Raw genomic sequence first — 18,154 nt, forward strand, 5'->3', positions numbered from 1 at the left:
TCTAGACTCGTAAACGCTATATACTGCCGTTTCTAAATATGTTCAGCGTGCGTTTACTCGTTATACAATAAATGTGACGGAGAGTTTTTCCTTAACGAGTATATATTCAGACATTGACTTTTGCACTTAAACGCGTTAAAGTGTGTGAGTGTTTTAAATTATTATGAGAAGAGGAAGATGATTATGAAAACAGCAGCATTTATAGGATTTGGCCTCATCGGAGGCTCGATAGCAAAGGGACTCAAGAAAAAGGATCCAACCATGCGTATCATGGCTTACGCAAGGAACAAGTCCAATCTTGAAGTAGCCCAGGAGGAAGGAATCGTAAATGTGGTTCTGGATGCTCCCGACAGCGAGAGACTTTCCGAGGCCGACATAGTATTCCTTTGCGCACCTGTAGAGACCAACATTTCCTACATGGAAAACATCGGTAAGCTTCTGAAGGACGGAGCGGTCCTTACAGACGTTGGCTCCACAAAAACAGCGGTTTGCAATAAAGCTCTCGAGCTTGGTCTCGAAGACAAGTTCATCGGCGGACATCCCATGGCAGGCTCAGAACAGACCGGCTATAAAGCTGCTACAGATTATCTTTTCTCCAATGCTTACTATATCATCACACCGATATCCGACCGTAATCCGAGACTGGTGGACAGCCTCAGAGAGGTGGCAACATCTCTCGGAGCCATCCCCATCATAGTTCCTGCGGAGCGTCACGACAGGGCAGTGGCTGCGGTTTCACACCTGCCGCACATCATCGCAAGCTCACTGGTAAATATCGTAAAGGATTCCGATGACGAATCCCATCTTATGAAGACCATCGCAGCCGGCGGCTTCAGAGACATTACCCGTATCGCAAGCTCAAGCCCCGAGATGTGGGAACAGATCTGTGATACAAACTCAGTTCCACTTGTGACACTTCTGGACAGCTACATTGAGTCCCTGCAGGACATTTCGACTTCACTCAAAAAAGAGGTTTCCGACCAGAAGATCCTCCATATGTTCGAGAGCTCCCGTGCCTACAGGAATTCCATTGACTCAAAGAATAAGGGTGCCCTTACACCGGATTACAGCTTCTCAGTTGATATCGCGGATGAGGTAGGTGCCATCTCCACCATATCAGTCATCCTTGCTTCGAAAGGCATATCCATTAAGAACATCGGCATCAACAATGCCCGTGACCATGGCGAGGGCGCTCTCCGCATTTCCTTCTATGAGGAAGAGGCAAAGGAAAAAGCCCTTACCACACTGAAGAGATATATGTATGACATAAGATGATAAAAACCTATTACAACCGGGAGGGACAGTTCCCGCCGTCGAGAACCGTCCCTCCCGGTTTCCGTTCATGATGTGATTGTGCCATTGGCTTTATTCATTCATGATTTCATCATCAACCTTCGGGCACTTCGCCCGAAGGTTTTTCATTTCTACCCGCGATTTCCGATCATGAAAGCCATGCAGCTTTGAACTCTTCAAAATAATCAGTAAGGATTATTACTTCATTTTCTTTTTATATTCTTTATACATATTTTCCAATTTTCTTGTATTGTGAGCTCTTTTTTAGTAAAATATCTACATATCACATACTTCGTATGCATACAGCGGATCCGGGAAACGTGAAAACGGATTGCAGCGCCTGATCACTTGCCTAAGGCAAAATAAATAAGTGACCGGCGTTTGAGAAGACAGGAGGTAAGACTTATGAAGGTATTTGACACCGGCAACATACGTAATGTTGTTCTCTTGGGACATGGCGGCGCAGGAAAGACAACCGTAGCCGAGGCACTTGCTTACGTAACCGGCACAACAAGCCGTATGGGCAGCATCCCTGAGGGCAACACAGTTTCAGATTTTGACAAAGAGGAAATAAAGAGAAAGTTTTCAATCTCCACATCAACAATTCCTGTAGAATACAAGGGCGAGAGCGGAGATTTAAAGATCAATATACTTGACACTCCGGGCTACTTCGATTTCGTGGGCGAAATAGAGGAGGCTATCTCAGTTGCCGACGCAGCTATCATAGTTGTTAACTGTAAAGCAGGTATCGAACCCGGTACAGTAAAGGCTTGGGATATATGCGAGAAGTTCCACGTTCCACGTCTTTTCTTCGTAACCAACATGGACGATGATCATGCTTCATTCCGTCAGCTGGTTCTCGATCTTGAGAAGCGTTTCGGCAGATCTGTCGCACCTTTCCAGATTCCGATCAGAGAAAATGAAAAATTCGTAGGTTTCGTAAACGTAGTCAAGATGGAAGGACGTAAGTTCACCAAGCTTAACCAGTATGAAGCTGCAGAGATTCCTGACTATGTTCAGAAGAACCTCGGTATCGCAAGAAATGCTCTTCTTGAGGCGGTTGCAGAAACCTCTGACGAGTTTATGGAGAAGTATTTCGGCGGAGAAGAGTTTACCGTAGAAGAGATTCAGGCAGCCCTCAGAAAGAGTGTCAGAACCTGTGAGATGGTTCCTGTTCTTATGGGTTCAGGCATCAATATCCAGGGCTTCAATGTCCTTCTTCAGGTTATCGACAAGTACTTCCCGGCTCCTGACGAGTTCGAAACAGTCGGTATAGACGCATCAAACGGCGAGCGTTTCACAGCAAAATACAATTCCGATGCAACACTTACCGCTAAGGTTTGGAAGACCATCGCAGATCCTTTCATGGGCAAATATTCACTCCTTAAGGTATGCACCGGAACCCTTAAACCCAACACAGAAGTTTACAATGTAAATAAAGAGCAGATGGAGAAGATCGGAAAGATCTATATCCTCCGCGGAAAAGAGAATATCGAAGTTGATGAGCTCAAGGCCGGAGACATCGGCGCAGTAGCAAAGCTTACAGTTACCGGAACCGGTGATACCATGGCTGACAGAAACGCGCCTATCATCTATCACGGTCCTCAGATCTCCAAGCCATATACCTATAAGGCATACCGTGCAGAGAACAAGACTGACGAAGATAAGCTTTCAACAGCTCTTTCACGTATGATGGATGAAGACAAGACCCTTAAGGTTGTTGCGGATCCGGGCAACCGTCAGTCACTGCTTTACGGTATCGGCGATCAGCAGCTTGAGGTTGTTGCTTCCATGATCAAGGAGCGTTTCAATGTAAACATTATCCTTGAAAAGCCAAGATTTGCTTATAAGGAGACCATCAAGAAGGTTGCCAAGGTTCAGGGCAGATATAAGAAGCAGTCCGGCGGACACGGTCAGTTCGGTGATGTTATCATGCAGTTCGAGCCGTCAGGCGATCTTGAGACGCCTTACATCTTCGAAGAGAAGGTATTCGGAGGAGCAGTTCCAAAGAACTATTTCCCTGCCGTTGAAAAGGGTATTCAGGAAGGAACCGAGAAGGGACCTCTTGCAGGCTATCCTGTAGTTGGTATCAAGGCAACTCTTCTGGACGGTTCATACCATCCTGTTGATTCTTCCGATATGGCTTTCAAGACAGCTGCCAATATGGCATTTAAGGATGCCTTCATGAAGTGTCAGCCTGTAATTCTTGAGCCTATCGCAGCAGTAAAGATCACTGTTCCCGATGCCAATACCGGTGACATCATGGGCGATATGACAAAGCGCCGCGGAAGAGTACTCGGTATGGAGTCCATCGGACAGGGCAAGCAGGTCATCCAGGCTGAAGCTCCTATGTCAAGTCTCTATGGCTACAGCACAGATCTTCGTTCCATGACCGGCGGTGCCGGCGATTACGAATATGAGTTCGTAAGATACGAGCAGGCTCCGGGCGATGTTCAGAAGCAGATTGTTGACGAGAATGCAGCTGAAGCTGAAAAGTAAAATATAGTATGATTCAGAGCCGGAGGGCATCCATTATAATCAGGGCGCCCTCCGGCTCTTGCCTGCCTATACACTTGACTCGAATCATCACGCATATTAGAATATGCTAGTGTTCGGCTAATTCTGTTTTTATCAGAATTTCCTTCAGAATGCATTATTATGAAAGGATTCATTTAAGTAATATAATGGTTAAGATTGCAATAGATTGTATGGGCGGAGACAACGCGCCTTCTGCCATTGTCAAGGGTGCTCTTAAGTCTTTAAGTGTCACTCCGGATACAAAGCTTTTTCTTTTCGGTCCGGAGGCTGCAGTAAAGTCTGAGCTTTCCCACGCAAAGGAATGGGGTATCAGTGAGTCAGACCTTAAAGAGAGGGTGGAGATAGTCGATGCTCCGGATGTCATCTCTCTTCACGAGGCTCCGGTCATCGCCATACGAAGAAAAAAAGAGTCCAGTATCGTTAAGGCTCTTCATTTTGTAAAAGAGGGTAATGCTGATGCCTTTATATCAGCCGGCTCCAGCGGAGCAGTGCTTGCCGGAGGTCAGCTTATAGTAGGCCGCGCAAAGGGTGTTCCGCGTCCTCCTTTCGGAGCCCTCATTCCGACAAAGAACGGTGTGAGCCTGCTTCTGGACAGCGGTGCCAATATTGACGCCAAGCCCGAATGGCTTGTCCAGTATGCAAAGATGGGCACCATATATATGAAGGAAGTTGTGGGTATAAAGAATCCCTCTGTCGGTCTTGTAAATGTCGGTGCAGAAGAAGAAAAGGGAAACCAGCTGGTTAAAGAGACCATGCCGCTTCTTAAGGCTGTAAAGGATATAAACTTTATAGGCTCCTGTGAAGCAAGGGAAGTTCCTTTCGGAGCCTGTGATGTAATAATTTGCGATGCATTTGTAGGTAACTGTATCCTTAAAACCTATGAGGGTTCCGGTAAAATGCTTCTCGGAGAAATAAAGACTGCCCTAAAGTCAAGCTTTATCTCAATGATCGGAGGGCTCCTCATTAAAAAAGCCCTCAAGGGAACGATGCAAAGATTTGACGCAAAACAGTACGGTGGAGCACCGGTTCTCGGATTAAAGGGACTGGTTGTAAAGGTTCATGGCAATACAGACGGTGTCGAGATCACACATGCCATCCAGCAGTGCTATGATTTCGTAAAATCCGATGCTGTAAATAAGATTGCTGAAAGTATTGAATCCGGTGATACTGAGCCGGTTAAGCAGGAGGTATAAATATGGAGTTTGAGAAATTAAAAGAGATCATTATAAAGGAAGTATCTCACGTTAAGGCTGAAAAGATCACCCCGGAGGCAAGGTTTGTGGATGATCTTGAAATGGATTCCCTCGATGTTGTTCAGGTAGTTATGGCAATCGAGGAAGCATTCGGCATCGAGGTTCCGGATGATGCGGCTGAACAGCTCACAACAGTACAGGAGGCTGTAACAGCTATTCATGAGGCAGTTGCAGCAAGAGGATGATAAAAGGGGAGAATCAGCTTCTCCCTTAACTGACTGTAAGGCGGAGGCGATCCGCAGGCGTTACCACAGCTTTGCCTCCAGCCTTGACTAATAAGCATACCAACCGGCAAATTGTCGATAAAACAACAAAAAAACATGCGTTTATAAAGGAGTATAAATGTCAGACGATTTAGAAAAGCTACAGGAAGCTTTAGGATATCACTTTAATGATGTGGACCTTTTAAAACACGCCCTTACACATCCTTCCTTCAGTAATGAAAACGGCGAACCAAAAGAGGCTTCCAATCAAAGACTTGAATTTTTGGGAGATGCGGTACTCGAACTTATTTCAAGCGTATTTCTCTTTAACAGAAAACCCGTATTACAGGAGGGTGTCATGACCAAGGTCCGTGCATCACTGGTATGTGAACCTACGCTGGCAGAAGCCGCCCGAAAGGTGAATCTTGGTGATTACATCATCCTGGGAAAAGGAGAGGCAAGAGAACGCATCAATAACCGTGATTCTGTCATATCAGATGCATTTGAAGCCGTAATAGGCGCCATGTATCTGGACGGTGGTTTCGAACAGGCGCAGAATTTCGTAAATAAGCTTGTGCTTACCGATATTGAAAGCGCAGGTCTCTTCAGAGACGCAAAAACCGTTCTCCAGGAATATGTTTCCCAGAACAAAATGGAGCTCGAGTACAGAGTCATTGAGGAATCAGGTCCCTGCCATGACAGATTCTACCGTGTTCAGGCCATCCTGAACAACAGAGAATACGGCATCGGCGAAGGTTCCAGTAAGAAAAAGGGTGAGCAGGGAGCAGCTTACCAGACATTAAAGCAGATTAAGGCGGAAACCGGATATGTATTTAAAATCTATTGAGGTTCAGGGCTTCAAGTCCTTTGCAAATAAGACAGTCCTTGATTTCAGTAAAGGAGTCACAGGCATAGTAGGTCCTAATGGCTCCGGAAAATCCAATATTTCCGATGCCGTTCGCTGGGTTCTCGGTGAGCAGAAGGTAAAACAGCTGCGTGGTTCTTCCATGCAGGACGTTATATTTGCCGGAACTCAGCTGAGACGTCCCCAGAGTTCAGCCTTTGTCGCCATAACTCTGGATAATTCAGACCGTCTTTTAAATATCGATTATGATGTGGTAACCGTATCAAGACGTCTTTATCGTTCAGGCGAATCAGAATATATGCTGAATGGCACAGAATGCCGACTAAAAGACATTAACGAGCTGTTCTATGATACCGGTATCGGTAAGGATGGTTACAGTATCATAGGACAGGGCCAGGTAGAAAAGATCCTTTCCGGTAAGCCCGAAGAAAGAAGAGATCTTTTTGACGAAGCTGTAGGTATCGTCAAATTCAAAAGAAGAAAAGCTCTGGCTGAGAAAAAGCTTACGGACGAGCAGGCAAATCTTACCCGTGTAACAGATATTCTTAACGAGCTGGAACGCCAGGTGGGGCCTTTGAAAAAGCAGTCCGATGAGGCAAGACAATATCTTTCAATTCGTGACGAGCTTGTCAATGCGGATTCCAACCTCTTCATCAGAGATATGGATGACACCTTAAAGGGTCTTGATTCCATTAATGAAAATGCCAGCACGGTTAATGACGAACTGGCTGCCGTTAAAAAGGAATCGGAAGAGTTAAACAGCAAGTATAGCGAAATAGAAGAAAAGATCCGGACTCTCGAAAGCGAAATCAGCAAAACAAAGGATGATATAAACAAGTCAGACCTTCTGAAAACAAACCTTCGCGGACAGATTGACGTTTTAAACGAGCAGATCAATACAGAAAAGAACAATGCCCTTCATTATACACAGCGCATCAATGCCCTGAAGAAGGACATGTTCGACCGTATTTCTCAGATTGAGGATAATCTGAGCCTGTTAAAGTGGATCAGGGAACAGATTACTTTCATCAAAGATAACAAAGCCGGAACAGATGAAATGATGGAAAATATAGATCTGGATCTGGAAATGATCCAGTCTACCATGGACGAGACTTCGCTTACCATCACTTCCTGTATGGGACCGGATTTTGAGCTTGAGGAACGCCCTTTAAAGGAAACCGAGAAAGCCTCAAGCCTTAAAAGCGATGATTTCCTGGGAAACATTGAAGAACAGCGTAAAATCCTGGAAAAACTGAACCTGCGTCTCGAAGAGGTTAAAAATCTCATTTCCTCAGACTCCGAGCTGGTTATGAAGCTCGGTGAAGCAAACCAGCAATTAAGAGATCAGATCAATCACAAGACCCGGGAGCACGATAATCTCAAAAACCGTCTTGAAACCCTGCGAAATCTTGCAGAACGCTACGAAGGCTATGGCAATGCAGTAAAGATGGTCATGGATCGTCGTGATCAGGAGCATGGTATCCTTGGTGTAGTTGCAGATCTCATCGAAGTTCCCAAGGAATATGAAACTGCCATAGAAACAGCCCTTGGCGGTTCTATACAGAACGTAGTAACAGAAGACGAAAACACTGCCAAGAACATGGTGCAGTACTTAAAACAGCACCGTTACGGACGTGCGACCTTCCTTCCTCTTTCAAACATCAAAGGAAGAAGGGATGACAATTGCGAGCGTGCCTGCTCTGAAAACGGAGCTATCGGACTTGGCTGTGATCTCATTAAGTTTGACGCTAAATATAAGGGTCTTTCCGAGTTCCTGCTGGGACGAGTCCTGGTGGTCAACAACATTGACACCGCTCTCGGTATACAGAGAAAATATCGCCAGAGTCTCAGGATAGTAACCCTGGAAGGAGATCTTTTAAACCCGGGCGGTTCCATTTCCGGTGGTTCCTTCAGAAACAACTCGAACCTCATGGGTCGAAAGCGAGAGCTGGAGGAGATTGAAGAGCAGATCCTTAAAGCCAGAAATGCCGTTGAAGATCTGAAGCATAAGCTTGCGGAGTCCGAAAGCAGAAGAGATCTCGCAAAAGCTTCCGTAGAGTCCCACCGACAGGAGATCGAGAAGCTCACTCTGGAGCAGAATACCCAGACCATGGCAATCGCTTCCCAGATCAATGTTGAGTACTCATCTCTTTCGACACGTACCGACTTCGTTACAGAAAATCTTCACAGACTGAACTCAGAGCTTGAAGAGATCACTACCGAAAAGGGATCCATGGAGGATTCACAGCAGAATTCGGATAATGTTCTCCGGGATAAGACTGATAAGATATCCGAACTAGAAGAACTGATCACCAATGCTGAGGCCGCTGCTCAGTCACTGAACGATAAAATGACGCAGGACGAAGAACAGAAAACAGATCTTTTGGAAGAGCGAAAATCCTTCTTCCAGAAGAAAGACGAGATATCCGTACGACTTCTTGATATGGAGAAGGAATCCATGCGTGTTCAGAACAAGAGAGAAAAGCTGGACGAAAAGATAGACAAGCTCACAAATTATATGTTTGACGAGTACGGTATCACATACGAAGAGGCAAAGAAGCGTTATTCTGACGAATACAAAAATACAAACGAGGTACGTGCTCTTGTTAACCAGTTAAAGGGCAAATTAAAGGCTCTCGGTCCTGTTAACCTGGATGCCATCGAGCAGTACAAAGAAGTGTCTGAACGTTATGAATTTTTGAACAATCAGTACCTGGATCTCACGGAATCCGAGAAGTCTCTTAATGAGATCATCGCGGAACTGGATCAGGGCATGCGCAGGCAGTTCAATGAAAACTTTAAGCTCATTCAGGAACAGTTCAACAAAACCTTTAAGATACTTTTCGGCGGCGGACAGGGCAGACTCGAGCTGGACACAGAGGATCCGGATGTTCTTACCGCATCGATTTCCATCATTGCGGAACCGCCCGGAAAGAAGCTGCAAAACATGATGCAGCTTTCCGGAGGAGAAAAGGCGCTTACGGCCATTGCATTACTTTTTGCAATTCAGAATCTGAAGCCGTCACCCTTCTGTCTGCTGGATGAGATCGAGGCTGCGCTTGATGACTCCAATGTCACACGTTTTGCGGAGTACCTCCACACACTTATACAGACACAGTTCATAGTTATCACCCACAGAAGAGGAACTATGGAAAATGCTGACCGCCTGTTCGGTATCACTATGCAGGAAAAGGGTGTGTCAACACTGGTATCCGTTGATCTGGTACAGGATCAGCTAGAGGCATAATCAAAAAATATTTAATCACCAATTGTCTAAAGTCCGACGGTCTACTTGCAGAGTAACGTCAGGGCTTTAGACATATTATTTAGAAGCCGGTCTTATTCACATCTTAGCAATGATTAAAGGAACACCGGCTTTTATCAAGGAGAAAGTGACATTATGGCTAATTTCTTTTCCAAACTTATAAATAACATCTTTCAGACAAATGAAATCGCCGATGACGACTTTTACGAAGGTCTCGAAGATGCCATGATCATGTCAGATGTAGGTGTCACCACAACACTGAAGGTCATAGACGCGATCAAGACAGAGGCCTCACGCCAGGGCGTCAATACTACCCGTGAAATAAAGAAAATACTTCGTGATTATCTTTACGAGTTAATGAGAGTTGACGATTCCTACTACGATTTCGAAAAGCAGAAAAGTATCATTTCAGTAATCGGTGTTAACGGCGTAGGAAAAACCACTTCCATCGGAAAGATGGCCGGCAACTTCAAAAACAAAGGTAAGCGAGTGATCCTTGCCGCCGCAGACACCTTCAGAGCCGGTGCCATCGAGCAGCTCAAGGAATGGGGTCACCGCATTGACGTTGATGTCATTGCCCAGAAGGAAGGTTCCGATCCTGCAGCTGTAGTTTTTGATGCACTTCAGTCCTTCAAATCAAAAAATGCCGATCTCCTCATCATCGATACTGCCGGACGTCTTCATAATAAGAAGAATCTCATGCAGGAGCTCGGAAAGATCAACAGGATCATCGACAAGGAATTTGCGGAGGGCTACAGAGAAACCCTTGTAGTCCTTGATGCCACAACGGGACAGAATGCCATGTCCCAGGCCGAAATCTTCAAGGATGCCTGCCAGGTTACCGGCATTATCCTTACAAAGATGGATGGTACCGCAAAAGGCGGCATCGCACTTGCAGTCCAGTCCGAGCTCGGTATCCCCGTAAAATACATCGGCGTAGGTGAAAAGGTTTCCGACCTTCGACGCTTCGACGCCAAGGAATATGTAGATTCCATATTCGAAGCTTGATACTATCGGAAGCGCCGGAGGGCATCCATTTAAAACCGTTAAGCTGAGTCGAGAAAAATCAAAATCGGACCCCTTAGAAACCACTTGGTTCCCTTTTCCTTAGCCCCCTCGCCAAGTCAGATGTTGTCATAAAGAGAACTCTGACATTGGCGAGGGCCTAGTGGTTCTTAGGGGTCCGATTTTAGATTTTTCCGACGAAGCGCCTCGGTTTTAAATGGATGCCCTCCGGCGCTGTCAACAAAAAGTGTTGACAGCATATTTTTTTATGCTATACTAGCAAAGGTTTGAGGAGATTATGGATGGATGACTTTGTTTTGAGAGGCAATCTTTTTGAGTTATATGGCGGATTGCTCAATGAGAACCAGAGGAAAGTTTATGAATACCATATCGTTGACGATATGAGCTTCACTGAAATCGGTGAAGAAATGGGCACAACGAGACAGGCTGCACAGGAACTTTTCAGACGGGCAGACAGGAAACTTCAGGAAACCGAAAAAACTCTGGGACTTCAATCCAAACTCACAAATATACGTGAGCGCGCCCTTGCAATCCTAAATCATGCAGAAGATAACGAGATACAAAAACTTGCAGGAGAGATCATAGATGGCATTTGAAAATCTGACAGACAGATTATCCAATATATTTTCGAACCTCGGACATAAAGGCAAGCTGACCGAGGATGATGTAAACCAGGCTCTAAGAGAAGTACGCATGGCGCTTCTGGAGGCCGATGTCAACTTCAAGCTGGTTAAAGATTTTATAGCCAAAGTAAAGGAAAAGGCTATCGGTGAGGAAGTCCTCAGCAGTCTTACTCCCGCACAGACAGTAGTAAAGATTGTAAACGAAGAGCTCACCTCCATGATGGGTTCCGAAACCACAGAAATAGTGCTGAAACCGGCAGGCGACATTACTGTTATCATGATGGCAGGTCTTCAGGGTGCAGGTAAAACAACCACTGCCGCAAAGCTGGCAGGAAAGTTCAAGTCCAACGGTCGTACTCCGGTGCTCGTTGCCTGCGATATTTACAGACCGGCTGCCATTGACCAGTTAAGAGTCAATGCCGAGAAAGTAAAGATTCCTTTCTTCTCACTGGGAGACAAGGTGAACCCGGTTGAAATAGCAAGAAAAGCTGTTCAGGAAGCCAAAGAAAAGCATTACAATGTTGTAATCCTGGATACAGCCGGACGTCTTCAGATAGACGAGAAGCTCATGGATGAGCTTCAGAACATCAAAAAAGCAGTTGACGTACAGTGGACCATCCTTACTGTAGATGCCATGACAGGTCAGGAAGCCGTTAATGTGGCTGAGACCTTTTCTGATAAAGTAGGCATCGACGGTGTCATCCTCACAAAGTGTGACGGTGATACACGAGGCGGTGCCGCATTATCCATAAAAGCCATGACCGGCAAACCTATCCTTTACTTAGGTATGGGTGAAAAGCTGGATGATCTGGAGCAGTTCTATCCGGATCGTATGGCCGGCCGTATCCTCGGCATGGGAGATGTTCTTTCCCTTATTGAAAAAGCCGAGAAAAACCTTGATGCGGAGAAAAGCCGTGAATCCATCGGAAAGCTTACAAGAGGCAAGTTTGACTACAACGATTTCATGGTTCAGATGGATCAGATGTCCAAACTCGGCGGCATAAGCGGAATCCTTAAGATGCTTCCCGGAGCATCAGGTCTCGGAGACATTGACATGGATGACACTGAAAAGCAGCTTGGCAAGGTTCGGGCCATCATTCAGTCCATGACCGCAAAAGAGCGTTCCAATCCGGATCTTATCAATCCTTCCAGAAAGCGCCGTATCGCAAATGGTGCCGGAGTTGACATAGCTGAAGTAAACCGGCTGGTAAAGCAGTTTGAGCAGATGCGAAAGATGATGAAGCAGTTCGGCGGCGCCATGAGAAGCAAACATGGTCGCGGAGGTCTGGGAGGCTTTGGAGGCTTAGGTAACCTCGGAGGTCTGGGAGGCTTTGGAAAGGGCGGAAGATTTCCGTTCTGATGAAGTCAAAAGCTTTCAGATAAAAAAATCATAAAAACCGTAGACAAACTTACTAAGCCGGCAGCCTGTCAGAATTTCTCCGGAATTCTTCTGAACCGCTCAAAGCTGCATGGCTCCCCGGATTATAAATCGGGACAGATCAACCACAGATTTAACAGTAATAAGACTGTTGATCATATATCATTTATTTAGAAAATAGGAGAAAAATCATGTTAAAGATCAGATTAAGAAGAATGGGTCAGATTCACGCACCATATTACAGAGTAATCGTTGCTGATTCAAGATCACCAAGAAACGGAAAGTTCATCGAGGAGATCGGAACTTACGATCCTACTAAGGAGCCATCAGAGATCAAGATCGATGCCGAAAAGGCTAAGCAGTGGATCTCAAACGGTGCACAGCCAACAGAGTCAGTAGCTAAGCTTCTTAAGAGAGCCGGAATCAACTAATCCGCCGAGAGGAGACCTAATGAAGGAATTACTCGAAACAATTGCCAAGGCACTTGTTCAGAATCCTGATGATGTTAATGTCGTTGAGGAGAACAAGGATGGCGAGATCGTCCTGACCCTTTCTGTGAATGAGCAGGATATGGGTAAGGTTATCGGACGTTCAGGTCGTATCGCAAAGGCAATCCGTTCTGTTATGTCTGCAGCGGCAAGCAAAGCAGATGTAAAGGTATCCATAGATATTAAGTGATATTCAGGCCGGTGAGCCATAAGGGCGGAATCAGCGGCTCGTTTTAATCGTAAAATGAGCTGCCGGTTCCGTCCCTATGACTCACCGGCCGAACTGTTACGTAAATTTCAGTCAAAAGGAAAAATATGCAGGAAAAACTGAGAGTCGGTACTATAGTTACCACCCATGGTCTTAAGGGCGAAGTTAAGGTATATCCCACAACCGATGAACCCGAGAGATTTTATGACCTTAAAAAGGTTTGGCTGGATCGTTCAGGTAAAATGGAAAACATGATCCGGCTTGAAGTAGAGAATGTAAGATTTTCCAAAAATCTTGCACTGGTAAAGTTTAAAGAATACGACAGTATTGATGATGTAATGGCGATCCGTAAGGGAGAGCTTTATGTAGACAGAGCCGATGCCATCCCTCTCGAGGAAGGCGAATATTTCGTCGGAGACATCATCGGCTGCAGAGTTCTGGATGAAAATGATGCCGAACTCGGCACAGTTAAAGAGTTCATCGAAACCGGAGCCCACGATGTCATGCTCGTAAAGACCGAAGGCAAAGACCTTATGATACCGTATTGCGACCCGTTCATCATTGAGAAAGCACCGGAAGAGGGCTATATCAGAGTTCATCTTATACCGGGTCTTCTGGATCTATGAAGAATTATTATGTTATGACACTGTTTCCGGAGCTGATAGACAATGTTGTCCGCGAGAGTATCAGCGGCAGAGCCATTCAGTCCGGATTCATGAGTGTTCAGGCTTTTAATATAAGAGATTACACAAAGGATTCCCACAATCACGTGGATGACTATCCCTATGGCGGAGGTGCCGGCATGCTTATGCAGGTACAGCCGGTGGTGGACTGCTACAGGCATATAGTCAACACCATAGGACATCGCCCCGGAAGAGTCCTTTTCATGTCCCCACAGGGAAAAACCTTCGACCAGAAAATGGCAGAGGAGCTTTCCAAAGAAGAGGATATCCTCTTTTTATGCGGACATTACGAAGGCATCGATGAACGTGCCCTTGAGATCCTTGAGGTCGAGCACGTCTCCATAGGTGATTATATACTCACGGGAGGCGAGCTGCCTGCCCTTAGTATGATAGACTCCATATCCAGACTTGTGCATGGAGTCCTCAATAAAGACGAGTCCCATGAAATAGAAAGCTTTTCCGACGGCCTTCTGGAATATCCCCAGTACACCCGTCCGGAAAATTTTGAAGATCATACGGTTCCGAAAATCTTATTGTCCGGAGACCATAAAAAGGTGGATGAATGGCGTCATCAGATGAGCCTTGAGCGCACAAAGGAACGCCGCCCGGATCTGTATGAAAAATATGTTGCCGAAAATCCCGAGGAATTTGCACCTAAAAAGTCTAAGCGGAAGCGGCATCGTAAACCGGCAGACCAGTCGGAGCTTCCCTCTGGAAATCCGGAAATCTGACCGGGTAACAGTTCAGCCGATGGACCGCCACCCCCCGTCCCCCCCGATCCACTGACCGTACTGTTATCTGACCGGAAATAAAGCAATATTTGAATAATATGAATTTGCTTGCAATATAAGTGAATATATGTTAAATTACAAAAGTTGTGACTAAGAAGAGATATTCCGCTGACGGTTCCATAAGCTTGGAATAGAGGATTCCGGAGGATTTGACCGGACGAGAAATCCGTGAATGAATGTCAAATAGAATTAGGAGGTAACACAATGGCAAACAGCGATATTATCAAGAACATTGAACAGGGACAGCTTAAGGCTGAGGTTCCCAGCTTCAACACAGGTGACACAGTTAAGGTTTACAACAAGATCAAGGAGGGTAACCGCGAGAGATTACAGATCTTCGAGGGTACAGTTCTTAAGATCCAGGGTGGATCAAACAGATGCACATTCACAGTCAGAAAGTCATCTAACGGTGTAGGTGTTGAGAAGACATGGCCACTTCACAGCCCACTTGTTGAAAAGGTAGAAGTTGTTAGACAGGGTAAGGTTAGAAGAGCTAAGCTTACATATCTCAGACAGCGTACAGGTAAGGCTGCCAAGGTTAAGGCACTGTAATCTGTTATTGATTAAGATCTTTGGGGCGTTCCGTTTACGGGATGCCCTTTTCCTATATGATCACAAAAACTTAGAGGAGTAGTGTCAGATGCGTGAAAAAAACATTATTTACATAACCGTACATACTCTGACTAATATTGCAGTCATTATTGCCCTTGCCTGGTTTCTGGTTCACAGCTTCCTTACAACCGTGGAAATATCCGGTCACAGTATGGAACCGGTATTATCCTCCGGAGATCTGGTGCTTGTGGATTCTTTAAGCTATAAATTCTTCCATCCCGGTCGGATGGATATCGTAATATTCCAAAAAAATGACTCCACCAACAATGTAAAACGTATCGTTGGACTTCCCGGAGAAACCATAACTATCCAGAATGGCCGCATTTATATCGACGGTACACTTATGGAAAATGACAAAATATCCAGCATTTCCCTGGCAGGTGTGGCGGAAAAGCCGATAAAGCTCATGGAAGACGAGTATTTTCTCATAGGCGACAATGCTGACTCATCTGAGGACAGCCGTTTCAGCAATGTGGGAAATATTCATCGTTCCCAAATCTTTGGCAAAATATGGTTTCGCCTGTTGCCCACCCTGAAAATAGGCGTCATCAGCTGACATTTATATCCACCGGAGGCTTTTTTGCCTCTCTCACGATTACCCGGCCGGTTTATCCCTTACACTTACCGGTGCATAGAGAAAGGAGAACCTAATGAACATCCAATGGTATCCCGGCCATATGGCCAAAGCCAAAAGAAATATACGGGAAGACCTTAAACTGGTTGACCTTGTGATCGAAGTAGTTGATGCCCGTTGTCCGGAGTCCTCCAGAAACCCGGATGTAGACAGTTTTGCAAAGGAAAAGGCACGTATACTTCTTCTTAACAAGGCTGATCTTGCAGATAAAAATGAGACCCGGAAATTTGCATCCTATTATTCAAAAAAAGGATTTTATACCCTTGAAATAGATGCCAGAAATAAAGCCTCCCTAAAAAAGCTTAACAGCCTGATAGACGAAGCCTGCAAGCCCATTATGGAGAAAAATTTGAAAAAGGGCATCAAAACACCTACCATCCGTGCCATGGTACTGGGAATTCCAAATGTCGGAAAGTCCACCTTTATCAATTCCTATGTGGGAAAATCCATGGCCAAAACCGGAAACAAACCGGGTGTCACCAGAGGAAACCAGTGGATCAATGTAAACAAAAAGCTCCAGCTTCTTGATACTCCGGGTATAACCTGGCCTAAATTTGAACGCGAAATAGTCGGACTGAATCTTGCACTTATCGGTTCCATAAATGACCAGATCATAAACATTGATGAGCTGGTTTTCTATCTGCTCAAATACCTCGTCAGATATTATCCTGACGCGCTTATAAACAGGTATGGCGTTACTTTTGAAGAGGATGAAGAAGCCATAAAGGTTTTCGATGCCATAGGAACAAAGAGAGGCTGCATCATGAAGGGCGGAAATGTTGACTACACAAAGACCGCCAAAATCATTCTTGATGATTTCAGAAACGGCCGCCTCGGAAACATTACCCTGGAACATACTCCAGGGGCAGATGAGGAAGATAAATCATGAGAGAATTAAAGGGTGAACGTCTCGAGAAAGAGCTTGCAAGACTCAAGCTGATGCGGGAGTTTGAAAACTCATACCCGGAATACACTTTGATAGCAGGTCTGGACGAAGCCGGAAGAGGACCTCTTGCAGGTCCTGTAGTGGCTGCCTGCTGCATTCTTCCCAGGGATGCGGTGATACTTTATTTAAATGACTCAAAGAAGCTCAGTGAGAAAAGACGTGAGGAGCTGCTGCCGGAGGTAAAGGAAAAGGCATTAGCCTATGGATATGGCATCGTTGATGAGAAAAGAATTGATGAAATAAATATCCTTCAGGCAGATTATGAGGCTATGCGTATAGCTATTGCCAATGCCTCCAAAATGCTCAAAGAGAAAGGGCTTGGAGATGCACCACAGCTTCTTTTAAATGATGCGGTAATTGTACCTGAAATCAACATACCCCAGGTTTCCATCATTAAAGGTGATGCGAAGTCTGTTTCCATAGCTGCGGCCAGTGTCATAGCAAAAGTCACAAGGGATCATCTCATGGCCGAATATGACGAGCTGTATCCGGGCTACGGCTTTGCAAAGCATAAAGGCTACGGCACGGCTGCTCATATTGCAGCCCTTAAGGAACTGGGACCATGTCCCATACACAGAAGATCCTTCATAAAGAAGTTTGTTTGAGGTCAAATATTGAACACTCCCTCACAAGACAATAAAAAAACCTTACCCGGAATTTTCAATGCTCCTGCCACGGAAAATACATTGCGGCAGGAGCTTCGTAACCTTCGAAGCGACCAGAGAAAGGCTAATCACGAAAAGGGTTCGGTATCCGAGAAAAAAGCCGCCGAGTATCTGAAGAGTAACGGATATACTATTCTGACTCAGAATTTCAGATTCCACAAAAATGAGATAGATATTATTGCAAAAGACGGAAAGTATCTGGTCTTTGTAGAAGTAAAAGCGCGAAAAAATTCTCTGCACGGATACGGCTTTCAAGCAGTGAACCTTCATAAGCAGTCACTCATCAGAAAGGTAGCTCAGGCTTACCTGATAAATAACCGCCTGAGTCTTACGGACACTTCCTGCAGATTTGATGGTTACTGTTCACACCCCTACTATTTCATATTGTTAAAAACGCTGAATTTAAAAATATATTTTTCAAAGGATCCGAGACGCTGTTGTGGACAGCCTCTCGGATTTTTTAAATTAACTCCTATATCATCTGTGTAATCCACAATTCGCGGTTTATTCTGGTACATATGTCAGAAAATGTGGAAATCCATGTCCGATTTTTTTCGGTTTCTGACGAATCATAAGCTTATACACATGTCATTTTGACGGAATGTCAAATCCTTGAAATTCGCGTAAAATCGAGCTTTTTGCTATACTTTTTTCAGGAGAAACAGTCATGGGAAAACAGGAAG

18 protein-coding genes are annotated in these 18,154 nt (G+C 45.2%); all 18 read left to right on the forward strand.

Annotated elements, in window-relative coordinates; all coding sequences use genetic code 11:
• The first annotated feature begins 177 nt into the window (after positions 1–177).
• The 18 genes from G625_RS0107830 to G625_RS18930 all read left to right on the forward strand — a co-directional run bounded on the left by G625_RS0107830 (position 178) and on the right by G625_RS18930 (position 17,960).
• Positions 178–1,275, forward strand: a complete 1,098-nt coding sequence (locus G625_RS0107830; RefSeq protein WP_029200684.1) for a prephenate dehydrogenase — start codon at positions 178–180, stop codon at positions 1,273–1,275.
• A gap of 423 nt (positions 1,276–1,698) precedes the next feature.
• Entirely contained in the window at positions 1,699–3,792 is a 2,094-nt protein-coding gene (locus G625_RS0107835; RefSeq protein ID WP_029200685.1) for an elongation factor G, read from the forward strand.
• Between the two features lie 185 nt (positions 3,793–3,977).
• Entirely contained in the window at positions 3,978–5,024 is a 1,047-nt protein-coding gene (gene plsX, locus G625_RS0107840; protein WP_029200686.1) for a phosphate acyltransferase PlsX, read from the forward strand.
• A gap of 2 nt (positions 5,025–5,026) precedes the next feature.
• Positions 5,027–5,269: an acyl carrier protein gene (gene acpP / locus G625_RS0107845; RefSeq protein ID WP_029200687.1), complete on the forward strand. Its 243-nt coding sequence runs from the start codon at positions 5,027–5,029 to the stop codon at positions 5,267–5,269.
• Between the two features lie 157 nt (positions 5,270–5,426).
• Entirely contained in the window at positions 5,427–6,134 is a 708-nt protein-coding gene (gene rnc / locus G625_RS0107850; protein WP_029200688.1) for a ribonuclease III, read from the forward strand.
• The gene (gene smc, locus G625_RS0107855) at positions 6,115–9,399 is read left to right on the forward strand and encodes a chromosome segregation protein SMC (RefSeq protein ID WP_029200689.1); all 3,285 of its coding nucleotides are present in this window, start codon (positions 6,115–6,117) and stop codon (positions 9,397–9,399) included. The genes rnc and smc overlap by 20 nt, the downstream gene beginning before the upstream one ends.
• A gap of 153 nt (positions 9,400–9,552) precedes the next feature.
• A complete protein-coding gene (ftsY, locus tag G625_RS0107860) occupies positions 9,553–10,425 on the forward strand; it encodes a signal recognition particle-docking protein FtsY (protein ID WP_029200690.1) in 873 nt (290 codons plus the stop codon).
• A gap of 299 nt (positions 10,426–10,724) precedes the next feature.
• Entirely contained in the window at positions 10,725–11,039 is a 315-nt protein-coding gene (locus G625_RS0107865) for a sigma factor-like helix-turn-helix DNA-binding protein (protein ID WP_029200691.1), read from the forward strand.
• The gene (gene ffh / locus G625_RS0107870; RefSeq protein WP_029200692.1) at positions 11,029–12,426 is read left to right on the forward strand and encodes a signal recognition particle protein; all 1,398 of its coding nucleotides are present in this window, start codon (positions 11,029–11,031) and stop codon (positions 12,424–12,426) included. Before G625_RS0107865 ends, ffh begins: the two co-directional genes overlap by 11 nt.
• A 206-nt stretch (positions 12,427–12,632) precedes the next feature.
• Positions 12,633–12,875 carry a 30S ribosomal protein S16 gene (gene rpsP, locus G625_RS0107875; protein ID WP_029200693.1) on the forward strand — a complete coding sequence of 81 codons (243 nt, stop codon included), beginning with the start codon at positions 12,633–12,635 and terminating at the stop codon, positions 12,873–12,875.
• A 19-nt stretch (positions 12,876–12,894) separates the two neighbouring features.
• The gene (locus G625_RS0107880) at positions 12,895–13,122 is read left to right on the forward strand and encodes a KH domain-containing protein (RefSeq protein WP_029200694.1); all 228 of its coding nucleotides are present in this window, start codon (positions 12,895–12,897) and stop codon (positions 13,120–13,122) included.
• A 125-nt stretch (positions 13,123–13,247) separates the two neighbouring features.
• On the forward strand, positions 13,248–13,766 hold the full coding sequence (rimM, locus tag G625_RS0107885) for a ribosome maturation factor RimM (protein ID WP_029200695.1): 519 nt from the start codon (positions 13,248–13,250) through the stop codon (positions 13,764–13,766).
• Complete coding sequence (gene trmD, locus G625_RS18925; RefSeq protein ID WP_044932013.1) at positions 13,763–14,554, forward strand: tRNA (guanosine(37)-N1)-methyltransferase TrmD; 792 nt, start codon at positions 13,763–13,765, stop codon at positions 14,552–14,554. Before rimM ends, trmD begins: the two co-directional genes overlap by 4 nt.
• A gap of 264 nt (positions 14,555–14,818) precedes the next feature.
• A complete protein-coding gene (rplS, locus tag G625_RS0107895) occupies positions 14,819–15,166 on the forward strand; it encodes a 50S ribosomal protein L19 (protein ID WP_029200696.1) in 348 nt (115 codons plus the stop codon).
• A gap of 88 nt (positions 15,167–15,254) precedes the next feature.
• The gene (lepB, locus tag G625_RS0107900) at positions 15,255–15,782 is read left to right on the forward strand and encodes a signal peptidase I (protein WP_029200697.1); all 528 of its coding nucleotides are present in this window, start codon (positions 15,255–15,257) and stop codon (positions 15,780–15,782) included.
• A 94-nt stretch (positions 15,783–15,876) separates the two neighbouring features.
• Positions 15,877–16,749 carry a ribosome biogenesis GTPase YlqF gene (ylqF, locus tag G625_RS0107905; RefSeq protein ID WP_029200698.1) on the forward strand — a complete coding sequence of 291 codons (873 nt, stop codon included), beginning with the start codon at positions 15,877–15,879 and terminating at the stop codon, positions 16,747–16,749.
• Positions 16,746–17,411, forward strand: a complete 666-nt coding sequence (locus G625_RS0107910; RefSeq protein ID WP_029200699.1) for a ribonuclease HII — start codon at positions 16,746–16,748, stop codon at positions 17,409–17,411. The genes ylqF and G625_RS0107910 overlap by 4 nt, the downstream gene beginning before the upstream one ends.
• A gap of 9 nt (positions 17,412–17,420) precedes the next feature.
• Positions 17,421–17,960 (forward strand): YraN family protein, encoded by a 540-nt coding sequence (locus G625_RS18930; protein WP_242826615.1) that lies wholly within the window; start codon positions 17,421–17,423, stop codon positions 17,958–17,960.
• The last annotated feature ends 194 nt before the right edge of the window (positions 17,961–18,154 follow it).

The sequence above is a fragment of the Oribacterium sp. NK2B42 genome (assembly GCF_000424445.1).
In the GTDB taxonomy this organism is placed as follows: Bacteria; Bacillota; Clostridia; order Lachnospirales; family Lachnospiraceae; genus Oribacterium.

Coding starts and splice junctions, on each gene's coding strand:
- ffh (WP_029200692.1), top strand. CDS start 11,029: ATGGCATTTGAAAATCTGACAGACAGATTATCCAATATATTTTCGAAC.
- ftsY (WP_029200690.1), top strand. CDS start 9,553: ATGGCTAATTTCTTTTCCAAACTTATAAATAACATCTTTCAGACAAAT.
- plsX (WP_029200686.1), top strand. CDS start 3,978: ATGGTTAAGATTGCAATAGATTGTATGGGCGGAGACAACGCGCCTTCT.
- ylqF (WP_029200698.1), top strand. CDS start 15,877: ATGAACATCCAATGGTATCCCGGCCATATGGCCAAAGCCAAAAGAAAT.
- rnc (WP_029200688.1), top strand. CDS start 5,427: ATGTCAGACGATTTAGAAAAGCTACAGGAAGCTTTAGGATATCACTTT.
- trmD (WP_044932013.1), top strand. CDS start 13,763: ATGAAGAATTATTATGTTATGACACTGTTTCCGGAGCTGATAGACAAT.
- G625_RS0107835 (WP_029200685.1), top strand. CDS start 1,699: ATGAAGGTATTTGACACCGGCAACATACGTAATGTTGTTCTCTTGGGA.
- smc (WP_029200689.1), top strand. CDS start 6,115: ATGTATTTAAAATCTATTGAGGTTCAGGGCTTCAAGTCCTTTGCAAAT.
- G625_RS0107865 (WP_029200691.1), top strand. CDS start 10,725: ATGGATGACTTTGTTTTGAGAGGCAATCTTTTTGAGTTATATGGCGGA.
- G625_RS0107830 (WP_029200684.1), top strand. CDS start 178: ATGATTATGAAAACAGCAGCATTTATAGGATTTGGCCTCATCGGAGGC.
- lepB (WP_029200697.1), top strand. CDS start 15,255: ATGCGTGAAAAAAACATTATTTACATAACCGTACATACTCTGACTAAT.
- acpP (WP_029200687.1), top strand. CDS start 5,027: ATGGAGTTTGAGAAATTAAAAGAGATCATTATAAAGGAAGTATCTCAC.
- rplS (WP_029200696.1), top strand. CDS start 14,819: ATGGCAAACAGCGATATTATCAAGAACATTGAACAGGGACAGCTTAAG.
- G625_RS0107910 (WP_029200699.1), top strand. CDS start 16,746: ATGAGAGAATTAAAGGGTGAACGTCTCGAGAAAGAGCTTGCAAGACTC.
- G625_RS0107880 (WP_029200694.1), top strand. CDS start 12,895: ATGAAGGAATTACTCGAAACAATTGCCAAGGCACTTGTTCAGAATCCT.
- rimM (WP_029200695.1), top strand. CDS start 13,248: ATGCAGGAAAAACTGAGAGTCGGTACTATAGTTACCACCCATGGTCTT.